The organism is Synechococcus sp. WC101 (assembly GCF_047461555.1).
Lineage (GTDB): Bacteria > Cyanobacteriota > Cyanobacteriia > Thermostichales > Thermostichaceae > Thermostichus.
Map to the genome: position 1 here is coordinate 1 of NZ_JANSHG010000086.1, position 10,824 is coordinate 10,824.

Consider the following 10,824-nt stretch of genomic DNA (forward strand, 5'->3'; position numbering starts at 1 on the left):
CTGAGCTAGATTTTTCCCCTGGGCGTGGCCGTTGACAATTTCCCAGATCAGTTGCCACTTGCGGTCAATTTGCGTTTCGCGGGAAATGACGACCCACTTCAAGTTGGCGTCTGCTAGATTGGCTCCCCGCAGGTTGGCCCCAATGAGATTGGCCCCCATCAAGTTGGCTCCGCTTAAGTCGGCTCCCCTCAAGTCTGCACCACTGAGGTCTGCCTGACTGAGGTTGGCTCCAACCAGGCTGGCGTGGCTTAGATTGACCTGGCCCAGTCTCGCTCGACTCAAGCTGGCCCCGCTTAAGTCCACCCCCCTTAGGTTTAGCCCGCTGAGGTTGGCCCTCCTCAGATCTGCCCAGCGAAAGTCCCGCTCGCCGGCTCTATATCGTTCTCGGATGTCTCCAACCGGACGCAGGGGAACTTGATAGGTTTTTGCTACTTGCACCAGTTGAGGTATGCCAGAGCTTAGTAAGGTCTTCCAAACTGCAAACTGCACCTGCCAATCCAGATGCTGCTGCGTTGTCTGTAGAAGAATCTTTCTGCTTTTTTCACCAAAGCTTCCAACAGTCCCGTTTCCCCCATAAGGATGGCCACTCCTAAGGACTAGCTGAACGGCTCCTGAACTGCCGGCAACTCCTTCAGCTTTAGTCTTTCCATATCCAGTTGTAGCCACAGCCCACTCCCTGTCGGCTAACTTCGTTTCTATTTTTACTTTGGCCCTGGATAAAGACAAGGTCAGACTTGGGGAGTTCTCACCGGGAAGGTATTCTTCGATATACTAATATTTCGATATGCTAATATGTTCAACTTCAACCTTTCAAACGTGCCAGCTTTGAGGATAGGAATTCAAACTTGGCAAAGGGATCCCTTGGGCCAGGCAGATAAGTATTGCAGTTTACAGAAAAAGAGCTTCAGTCCTTTTCTGCCAAGGGATCCCGGCAGCGCTCACAGACAGCCGGTAGATAAAGGGTGTCACGGCGGCCAAACCACTCGTAGCGGTGATCCCGGATCTGGGCATAGCTCCAGTCTCCCAAAAGCTTGAGGCCGGGAAGGTTGTGGTAGAGGGCCAGCCACAGGGATCCGCTGGGCAAGAGGGCGGCAATTTGTTCGACGGCGGCGGAGCCCTGCCAGCGGCGCTGCGGCTGCTCCAGGTCGATCAGGATCATCCCCAATTCCATCTGCTCTGGCGGGATCCCCCACTGGGCCAGGGTAGCTCCATCCTGCATGGGGGCGTAGCGAAACTGCTGGCCGCGATCCAGGCGCTCCAAGAGCTGGACTCCACTGGCGCAGAGGTTGCACAGGCCGTCGTAGATGACCAGGTAGGGCATGTTGGGATCCTCAGGCAGGGGGCTGGGCCAAAATCTGGGCTTGGTAGTCGGCCTCAGAGAGCAGTTGCTGCGGCTGCCGATCTAGGAACAATCGGCCCCTGAGGTGATCGTATTCGTGCTGGAAGATGCGCGCCGGAAAATCCCGCCAGACCACCCGCTGCCGGGATCCCTCAGGGGTGTGGTACTCCACCTCCACCTCGCGGGAACGGGCCACCAGGCCGCGGCAGTTGGGCACGCTCAAGCACCCTTCCCACCCCAGCACCTGCTCCTCGCTGCAAGCTAGGGGGCGGGGGTTAACCATGACCAGCGGCTCCATCTGGGGTGCATCAGGATAGCGAGGGTTGGGACGGGAGGCTACGATGATGACCTGGAGGGGGAATCCCACCTGAGGGGCCGCCAAGCCCACCCCTTGGGCCTCTTTCAAAGTGGCGAGCATCTCTTCAATTAGGTTTTGCAAAGCCGGCGTCCCAAACTCGGCGACCGGCTCAGCCACTTGAGTCAGGATGGGATCCCCTAGCTGGCGCAGGCATAAAGTCATGGCGATTGCAGGCATTCAAATGCAAACTGCGGCGAACCCTCCTCTCCCCCCAGGCTCCTAGCGGTCTTTGCGGCTGGCTGCCGTTTCCAAAGCCAGCTTGAAGCGCTTCAGCCCCTCCGGGATGGGGATGGGGTAGTGGCCGGTAAAGCAAGCGGAGCAGAAGGAATTGGGATCCCGGCCCGTAGCGGCCAGCATGCCTTCCCAGCTCAAGTAGGCCAAAGAGTCTACCCCGATTTTCTCGGCAATTTCTGCCACCGAGTACTTGGCGGCAATAAGCTGATCTTGGCTGTCGGTGTCGATGCCGTAGAAGCAGGGATGGGTAACCGGAGGGCTGGAGATGCGCATGTGGACTTGGGTGGCCCCCGCCTGGCGCAGGGCCTTGACGATCTTTTGGCTGGTGGTGCCCCGCACAATCGAGTCGTCCACGATCACAATCCGCTGCCCCCGCAGCACGTCTTCCAGGGGGTTGAGCTTCATGCGAATGCCCCGCTCCCGCATCGACTGGGTAGGCTGAATGAAGGTGCGGCCCACATAGCGGTTTTTGATCAGCCCCTCCGTGTAGGGGATCCCTGCCTGGCGGGCATAGCCGATGGCTGCCGGCGTGCCAGAATCGGGCACCGAGATCACCCAGTCGGCCTCTGCCGGCGCTTCCTTGGCCAGTTGTTCCCCCAGCCGCACCCGGTAGGAGTAGAGGCTCTCCCCGTGCATGCAACTGTCGGGGCGGGCAAAGTAGATCATCTCGAAGATGCAGAGCTTGGGGGTGGCCTCGGCCCAGCGCACCGATTGCAACCCTTGCCGGCTGATCCACACCAGCTCTCCCGGCTCCACCTGGCGCAGATACTCCGCCCCGATGATATCCAACGCACAGGTTTCCGAAGCCAACACGTAGTGCAGCGGCTGGGCTTCGGGGTGGTTGGGCTTGCCGTCGCTGCAGAGGATCCCCAGCATCTGCGGCTGCAGCAGCTCCTGCTTAGCGGGGTTGCTGCTCAAAAGCCCCAACACGAGAGGGCGCACCCCATAGGGATCCCGTGCCCCGATCAGCCCTTCTGGCGTGCCGATGACCAGGCTAAAGGCCCCGCGGCAGCGGCGCAGAGCCTGACAGGTGGCTTCCACCCAGCCTTGGCCCTGATTGACCGCCTGGGCAATGGCGTGGGCAATACACTCCGAGTCGGTGCTGCCGGTGAGGTGGCGGTCGGCAGCTTCCAGCTCTTGCCGCAGCTCTTCGGCGTTGACCAAATTGCCATTGTGGGCCAAAGCCAGCGGCCCCAGGCGGGTTTCCACAATGATCGGCTGAGCGTTGGCGGCGCGGCTGGAGCCGGTGGTGGAGTAGCGGGTGTGGCCCACCGCCAAGTCGCCGCTCAGTTGGCCCAGATTTACCGGGTCAAAAACTTGGGAAACCAACCCCATCGCCTTGTGCACTCGGCAAAAGGCCCCCTCAAAGGTGGCGATGCCCGCCGATTCCTGGCCTCGATGCTGCAGGGCAAACAGCCCAAAATAGGTCAGCTTGGCCACCTCCTCGCCGGGAGCCAGAATGCCAAACACCCCGCAGGCCTCTTTGGGCCCTTCCTGGCTGTTCCAGAATTCAGCAGGTCGCTCTTGCAGCCCTGCTTGCGCTGAAGATGGTTCTGCTCCCGCCTTCGCTGCCATGGATCCCCTCTTGCTGTGGCACTTACCAGTCTAACCTGAGCGCCCTTGAGATCTCACCGCCGAGGCGGATCCCATGCGGTAGATGTCACCCGTAGTGTTTACAAAAAATTGAGGCTCTATCTATAGTGTTAGGAGCACCCGCGAGACTCTGCTTTCGCAGTTGAGGGAGCAGGGCTGTGTGGGTTTTGAGTTGAACGCTGCCGAGACTCAGTTCTCCCAACAAAACCCCAAAGCTTGTGTTATGAGGAGCCAAAGCCCATGAAACAGCAGCCCCCTAGGTTTCGCCAGAGCTGGATGTTCTCCGCAATGAGAGCGAGTGTAGCCGCTTTTGTGTCGTTGTCACTGGTGGCCTGCCAAGAAGATGCCCGCGAACAGCCCTCGGTCACCATTACGCCTGTGCCAGTAACGGTTGTGGCACCGACGCCCACGCCTTTTCTCGTCCCCAGTCCGACGCCTACTCCCGTCCCGACGCCTCTGCTCACCCCGACCCCCACCCCACTCTTGAATCCGTTCCCCAGCCCTTCCCCCACCGCTTCCTTCTCGGCGGAGCCACCTTCGATTGCCGTGGTGGCACTGACGGACGCGCGACAGACGGTTCCCTTCAATGTCTTGGTGGCTGTAACAACTCCTGCGGGTTTGGGCAGCGGCATCAGCTTCCGGGTGGAAATCCGACAAAACCCTCTCACCCTCACGTTTGATTTCACTGCCGCTGCCGCCGGCTGTCAGGTCAACAGCAGAACCTGCATCGGCACCCTTCCCATCACCATTCCGGCCTCTGTCCCTCCTGGAGATTACGAGGTTACGGCCATGGTAGCAGACACTCAAGGCCGCATTGCCTCGGCCAAAGCCCCTTTGCGGGTACTGCCGCCGCCTTCACCCACCCCAACACCAACCCCGACCGGCACGCCCAATCCTTTTCCCTCTGTGTCGCCTTCGCCCAGCCCTTCCCCTCGTCCCAGCCCTTCGCCCACCCCAACGCCTAGGCCCACCTAACCAGCGGAGACAGTTCCTTGGCTGTCTGGGGAGCCGAGGTTGTTTTTGAAATGCTTGCCGGGCAGCAGGTGTTCAAGGTCTGCAAGTTGAGGAGGCTGCTGGGCTCCGGCACGGGGGTAAGCTAGGGTTTGCAAGAGGCGCCGCCGACGTTTCTCCCTCCAGGGATCCCGGAAAAGTTCGGCCAGATTCGGGAATTGGGGTGTTTTCTTGCCAGCCCCTGTAGCAGGCTCAGCCGGCTAGCATAGAGGCTAAACCTGGCTCTGACTGGATCCTGTTTTTATCCTGCTTTAGCCAAGGGGTTGTTAGCAGCAAGAAAATCTGCGACCGACTGTCAAACAACTGTGCTGCCGGGATCAGCGCCCGGAAAGCGCCTTTCAGCTCGGCGCAGCCAACAGCCCCGAACGGCTGCCAAGTTTTTAGTTCGGAGGATAACGATGCGCATTGCTCAGATTGCCCCGTTGCACGAGAGCGTGCCCCCCAAGCTCTACGGCGGCACGGAGCGGGTGGTCTCTTGGCTAACCGAAGAGCTGGTGCGGCGCGGGCACGAGGTGACTCTATTTGCCAGCGGCGACTCCCAAACCCAAGCCCGCCTGATCCCCTTTCGGGAGCGGGCTCTGCGCTTGGATCCCACGGCCATCGACACGGTGGCGCCCCACATCCTGATGGTGGAGAAGGCCTTTCAGATGGCCGACGAGTTCGACATCATCCACGGCCACATCGACTACTATCCCTACGCCCTGGCCCGCCGCCATCCTCAAGTCTCTTTTTTGGCCACCCTACACGGGCGACTGGACATCCCGGAGCTGCAGCCTCTCTACACTGAGTTTCAGGACATTCCGGTGGTCTCCATCTCCAATGCCCAGCGGCGGCCCCTGCCCCAGGCGCGCTGGGTGGGGACGGTCTACCATGGTTTGCCCCTGGATCTCCACCGTTTCTATCCAGAAAAGGGGGATTACCTGGCCTTTCTGGGTCGGGTTTCGCCGGAAAAAGGGCTGGACACGGCCATTGCAATTGCCGCGCGGGCAGGGATGCCGCTGAAGGCTGCTATCAAGATCGACGCGGTGGATCGCCAGTACTACGAGTTGGAAATTAAGCCTTTGGCCAGCCGCCACCCCAATGTGGAGATCGTGGGGGAAATCACCGAACAGGAGAAAAGCGAGTTCTTGGGCAAGGCCTATGCGGTGCTGTTTCCCATCCGCTGGCCGGAGCCTTTTGGGCTGGTGATGATCGAAGCGATGGCCTGCGGCACGCCGGTGATCGCCACCCGCTTTGGCTCGGTGCCTGAGGTGATGGCGGACAGCCGCTCCGGCTTTATTGTCGATTCGGTGGAAGAGGCCGTAGAGGCAATCGAAAAGGTGGGATCCCTTGACCGAGCCGGGGTGCGGCAGGTGTTTGAGGAGCGGTTTAGCGTCGAGAGGATGGTGTCGGAATATGAGGCCCTCTACCGGCAACTGGTGAACGAGCGGCAGGAGATCTCGAAAAAGGTGGCTTAACAGATGCCAACCCTGCCCAGTGGAAGCTGGTGCTGTTTGGGAACCGCTTTTTCGCCTTATTTGGGCCAGATATTGGGAAGACCGAGATGGCCGAAGACATTATTCAGATTCAGGATCAGTACTACATCCGCGCCAGCGCTTCGCTGGTGGAGGCGCGTCCCCACGTCCTCAAGCAGGACAACTGCTTTGCCATCTTTGACCGGCTGGGCAACATGCGCCCCCTCGGCATCCGGGATCACGGCCTGTTTCGGGATGATACCCGCTTTTTGTCGCGGCTGGTCTTGGATTTGCAGGGGAAGCAGTTTTTGTTGCTTAGCTCGGAGGTGCGAGAAGACAAGGATATTCTGGCGGTGGATCTGACCAACCCCGAGTTCACCACCTCGAAGGGGCAGTTTATCGGTCAAGATACCCTGCATGTTCTGCGGACTACTTTTTTGTGGAACAACGTGGCCTACGAGCGGATTCGCATCCACAACTACGGCTCGGAGCCGTTTCGGGTGCCGCTGACCCTGCGCTTTGAGGCCGATTTTGCCGATATGTTTGAGATTCGCGGCATCCGGCGCTCGCAGCGGGGACAAGTGCTGCCACCCCAGGTGAGCTCAGAAGGGGTAACTTTGCGCTACCGCGGCCTGGACGGGGTGGAGCGGCAAACCCGGATCTTGTTTTCTCCTGCGCCGGAGGTGGTCTCGGAAAAGCTGGCGCAGTGGTGGGTGCCGCTGGCGCCCCAGGAGGAGCGGGATTTGGAGGTGCGGGTAGTCTGCAGCTATGGCGGCGAGGAGATCCCGCTCTTGAGCTACCAGGAGGCCCTGCAGGCGGAGCGGGAGCATCGGGCGGCGCTAAGAGCTTTGGCCCACCGCATCGACACTGGCAACGCTCAGTTTAACGAGTGGCTCAACGCCTCGCGGGACGACCTGGTGATGATGCTGGCCCGCACTCCCTATGGGCTCTATCCCCACGCTGGCGTACCTTGGTTTGCCACAGTCTTTGGCCGCGACGCGCTAATCACTGCCTTGGCCACCCTTTGGTGGTTTCCCGATTTGGCGCGGGGAGTGCTGCTGTACCTGGCAGCCCACCAGGCCCAGGAGGTAGATCCCAGCCGCGATGCCGAGCCGGGCAAGATCTTGCACGAGCAGCGCTACAGCGAGATGGCCAAGACGCGCGAGATCCCCTTTGGCAATTATTTCGGCAGCATCGACTCAACGCCGCTGTTTGTGGTGCTAGCAGGGCGCTATGTGCGCCGCAGCGGCGATCTCGAGCTGTTGCGGCAGTTGTGGCCGAATATCGAGGCAGCCCTGAGCTGGATGGACACCTACGGGGATCCCGACGGCGACGGCTTTTTGGAGTATGCCGGCAAGGCGCGGCGGGGCCTGCGCAACCAAGGCTGGAAAGATTCGGAAGACGCCATCTTCCATGCCGACGGATCCCTGGCGGAGCCGCCCATTGCCCTGTGCGAGGTGCAGGGCTACGCCTACGAGGCCAAGCGGTTGGCGGCGGAGATGGCGGAGCTGTTGGGGCGGCAGGCGCAGGCAGCCCAGCTGCGACAGCAAGCAGAAAAGCTGCAGCAGCGGTTTTGGGAGCAGTTTTGGTGCGAGGAGCTGGGGGGGTATGTCCTGGCTCTGGACGGGCGCAAGCAGCCCTGCCGCGTGCGCAGCTCCAACATGGGCCACTGCCTGTTTTCCGGGATCGCCCACCCGCAGCATGCCGAGCGCATTGCCCGCCAACTTGTGGAGCCGGCTTTTTTTAGCGGCTGGGGGATCCGCACGCTGGCGGAAGGGGAAGGGCGCTACAACCCCATGTCTTACCACAACGGCTCCATCTGGCCCCACGACAACGCCCTCATTGCAGCCGGGCTCTCCCGCTATGGCTACAAGGCGGAAGCGGCCCAGGTGTTGACGGCCTTGTTCGATGCCAGCCAGTTTCTGGAGCTGCGGCGGCTGCCGGAGCTGTTCTGTGGCTTTCGCCGGCGCCAGCGGGAGGGCCCCACCCTTTACCCCGTGGCCTGTCTGCCCCAGTCTTGGGCGGCAGCCAGCGTGTTCTTGCTGCTGCAGGCCTGCCTGGGGCTGGAGATCGACGGGCTGGCCCAGCGGGTGCACCTGACTCAGCCCACCCTGCCCCTATGGCTGCCTCATGTAACTCTTGAGAACATTCAGGTGGGGCGGGGATCCCTGGACATCGGCCTGTATCTCCAGGCAAGAGGGGTGGGGATCAACGTCCTTAGAAGCACGGGGGAGGTGGAGCTGACGGTGAGGTAGGCTACCGCTCCTGCAGCACGTCCTGGATGGAGAGCTGATCCAGGTTCCAGAGAGGGCCGAGGATGGGGCGGGGATCCACCCCTTGCAGGCGGTTGCGCAGGGCCGAGAGCACCAGGGGATTGAAGGTGCCGATCTGGGGCAGTTGTTCCTGGATGATCACTTGAAAGCGGTCGTAGAGGGCCTTGCGCTTTTCAAAGTCCAGCTCCCGCACCCCTGCGATAAAAATGCGGTCGATCTCCCGCTCCCAATCGCTCACCTCCACCCCTTCGGCGGGGTTGCCGGGCAGATCCCCCAGGTTAAACAGGTGCAGGCGGCCATCGCTGCGCCAGATGTTGGAGCCGTTGTTGGGCTCGGTGCCGCCGCCGCCAAAGCCCAGCAACAAGGTTTCCCAGTCGCGGCTGTCGGTGCGCTGCACCACCGTGTTGAAGGCGATGGGGGTGAAGTCCACGGTGATGCCGATCCGCGCCAGGTCGGCCTTGATCAAGGCGCCGGTGGCCTCCCGCTGGTTGTTGCCGGCGTTGGTGATCAGGCTGAAGCGGACGCGGTTGCCGTCGGGATCCCGCAGGTGGCCTTCGGCGTCGTAGGTATAGCCGGCAGCCAAGAGCAGTTGCCGCGCCTTCTCGGGATCGTAGTCGTAGGTGGGCAGGCCCTCTGCTGGGCTGAGGTAGAAGGGGCTGGCGGGGGAGAAGACCGAGTGCTGGATCTCGCCCAACCCCTGCAGGACGCTCTCGACGTAAAACTGGCGGTTTAGGGCGTGGGCCACCGCCCGGCGGAAGTTCAAATCGTTGAACCAGCGGCTTTTGACGGGATCCACAAAGGGCCGTCCGGTTTGGGGGTTGCGGGCCCGGCTGAGGTTGAAGGCAAAGAAATTGTTGTTGAGGGTGGGGCCGAGATTGTAAATCGTGAACTGATCCCGCTTTTCTTCCCGCTTCAGGAGCTGAAAGTCTCTGCCCCGCACCGAAAACACGTCGGTCTCGCCGGAGCGAAACTGCAACAGGGCCGTATCTTCCGAGTCCACGATGCGCAGGATGACCCGCTCGATGCGCGGGATCCCTTCCCCTTTCCAGTAGTAGGGGTTGGGGCGGTACACCAGCCGCTGGCCGGGGGTATATTCCTGCAAGACGTAGGGGCCGGCCCCCACCAATTCCTGCACCGGCGTGTCAACTCCCCAGGTCTGCAAAAAGAGGGGGTTGCCCTGGCCGTCCACCTGCTCCACGGTGGGCTCCAGAATGTGCTTGGGCAAGAGAGGGGATCCGGCCTGCAACAGGAAGGGGGCGAAGGGCTCCGGCAGGACAAACTCAACCCGCCGCTCGTCCAAGGCCCGCACCTGGGGCAGCGCCCCCGCCTCGCCGATGCGCAACACATCCCGCGCCGAGGTCGGGATCCGCTCGTCGAAGATGATGCGGTTGAAGGTAAAGTCCACATCTGCCGCCGTCAGGGGCTCCCCGTCCGACCAGCGCAGCCCCTCCCGCAAAGTAAAGACATAGCGCAAGCCGTCCTCAGACACTTCCCAGCCTTCCGCCAGCTCCGGCTTGGGCAGGAGGGTATCTTCATCGAGGGTGACCAGGCCCGCCTCTAGGTAGGCGATGGCGTCGCGGCTGGAGCTCTCGGTGGCCAGATAGGTGTTGAAGGTTTTGGGATCCGAGGTAACGGTGGCAATGAGATGGGGCGGGCGGGCGGGAGCAGCACAGGCGCCAAGCCAGAGGAGGAGGATCCCTAGGAATAGGGGAACAAAAAGGCTTCTCTTGAGCTGCTCTGTTGAGGTGGTGTTTTGGCCTGCCATTTCCTTGGCTGAGTATCCGAGCAAGTTTGAAAGGGCCCGCCAGCGCCCCTCACCCCCAGCCCCTCTCCCAATCGAGGCAGCAGGGGGTTGCACGGCAATTGGGGCAAACTTTTGAAGCGGTTGCTTGCCAGTTTGGCAGCTTGGGCAGCGCGATGACCAGGTGCTTCCCAGAAAGCGGCGGCTCAGCGTTCCAGCAACAGGACGACGGCAAAGGCGGCCATGGCTTCTCCCTGGCCGACGGGGCCCAGTTTTTCGTTGGTGGTGGCCTTCACGCCTACTTGTTTGGGCGATAGTTGCATGGCCTCGGCCAGGCGGGCCTGTATGGCGGGGATGTGGGGCTTGAGCTTAGGCTGCTCCGCTACCACGACGCTATCGACATTGGCAATGCGCCAGCCCTCTTGGCCTACCAGTTGCACCACCTGCTGCAAGAGGAGAATGCTGTCTGCCCCCTTCCAGCGCTCGTCTTCGGGGGGAAAGTAGTAGCCGATGTCCCGCAGGGCGGCGGCCCCCAGGAGAGCGTCCATGATGGCGTGGGTGAGCACGTCGGCGTCGCTGTGGCCCAACAGCCCTTTTTCGTAAGGGATCCGGATCCCACCTAGGATCAGGGGGCGCCCCTCGACGAGGCGGTGGATGTCATAGCCCTGGCCAATGCGCACTGTTCCGGCTCCCTTGGGAAAACCATCGAGACCTCTGCCACTTCCTCCCAAGAGCTTGGCTCACGGGGAGAGGACAAGCGGCTTTTGAGAACGACCTCTCTCTATTCTGCCGACTCGAGAGGGGAGTAGCAGATGGGACAA

9 protein-coding genes are annotated in these 10,824 nt (G+C 61.5%); 3 read left to right on the plus strand and 6 right to left on the minus strand.

Features of this window, described 5'->3' with window-relative positions; all coding sequences use genetic code 11:
* The 4 genes from NW809_RS07370 to purF all read right to left on the minus strand — a co-directional run.
* Positions 1-438, minus strand: a 438-nt coding sequence (locus tag NW809_RS07370; RefSeq protein WP_414401837.1) for a pentapeptide repeat-containing protein, incomplete at its 3' end; no start/stop codon positions are given.
* Between the two features lie 466 nt (positions 439-904).
* Positions 905-1,321: a thiol-disulfide oxidoreductase DCC family protein gene (locus tag NW809_RS07375; RefSeq protein WP_099812550.1), complete on the minus strand. Its 417-nt coding sequence runs from the start codon at positions 1,319-1,321 to the stop codon at positions 905-907.
* Positions 1,322-1,331: 10 nt separating this feature from the next.
* On the minus strand, positions 1,332-1,874 hold the full coding sequence (gene def / locus NW809_RS07380; RefSeq protein ID WP_414401838.1) for a peptide deformylase: 543 nt from the start codon (positions 1,872-1,874) through the stop codon (positions 1,332-1,334).
* A gap of 42 nt (positions 1,875-1,916) precedes the next feature.
* Positions 1,917-3,506: an amidophosphoribosyltransferase gene (purF, locus tag NW809_RS07385; protein ID WP_414401839.1), complete on the minus strand. Its 1,590-nt coding sequence runs from the start codon at positions 3,504-3,506 to the stop codon at positions 1,917-1,919.
* A 330-nt stretch (positions 3,507-3,836) separates the two neighbouring features.
* On the opposite strand from purF, the gene NW809_RS07390 reads away from it, so the two are divergent.
* The 3 genes from NW809_RS07390 (at position 3,837) to NW809_RS07400 (ending at position 8,244) form a co-directional block, all read left to right on the plus strand.
* The gene (locus NW809_RS07390) at positions 3,837-4,499 is read left to right on the plus strand and encodes a hypothetical protein (RefSeq protein ID WP_168175103.1); all 663 of its coding nucleotides are present in this window, start codon (positions 3,837-3,839) and stop codon (positions 4,497-4,499) included.
* 434 nt (positions 4,500-4,933) lie between these two features.
* Positions 4,934-5,992 carry a glycosyltransferase family 4 protein gene (locus NW809_RS07395; protein ID WP_414401840.1) on the plus strand — a complete coding sequence of 353 codons (1,059 nt, stop codon included), beginning with the start codon at positions 4,934-4,936 and terminating at the stop codon, positions 5,990-5,992.
* Between the two features lie 86 nt (positions 5,993-6,078).
* Positions 6,079-8,244 carry a glycogen debranching N-terminal domain-containing protein gene (locus tag NW809_RS07400; protein ID WP_414401841.1) on the plus strand — a complete coding sequence of 722 codons (2,166 nt, stop codon included), beginning with the start codon at positions 6,079-6,081 and terminating at the stop codon, positions 8,242-8,244.
* A gap of 1 nt (position 8,245) precedes the next feature.
* Here the strand turns inward: NW809_RS07400 and NW809_RS07405 are convergent, their stop codons facing one another.
* Positions 8,246-10,027, minus strand: coding sequence for an ABC transporter substrate-binding protein (locus NW809_RS07405; protein ID WP_099813278.1), 1,782 nt, complete (start codon positions 10,025-10,027; stop codon positions 8,246-8,248).
* Positions 10,028-10,209: 182 nt separating this feature from the next.
* Positions 10,210-10,683 carry a 2-C-methyl-D-erythritol 2,4-cyclodiphosphate synthase gene (gene ispF, locus NW809_RS07410; RefSeq protein WP_011429179.1) on the minus strand — a complete coding sequence of 158 codons (474 nt, stop codon included), beginning with the start codon at positions 10,681-10,683 and terminating at the stop codon, positions 10,210-10,212.
* Positions 10,684-10,824: the final 141 nt, after the last annotated feature.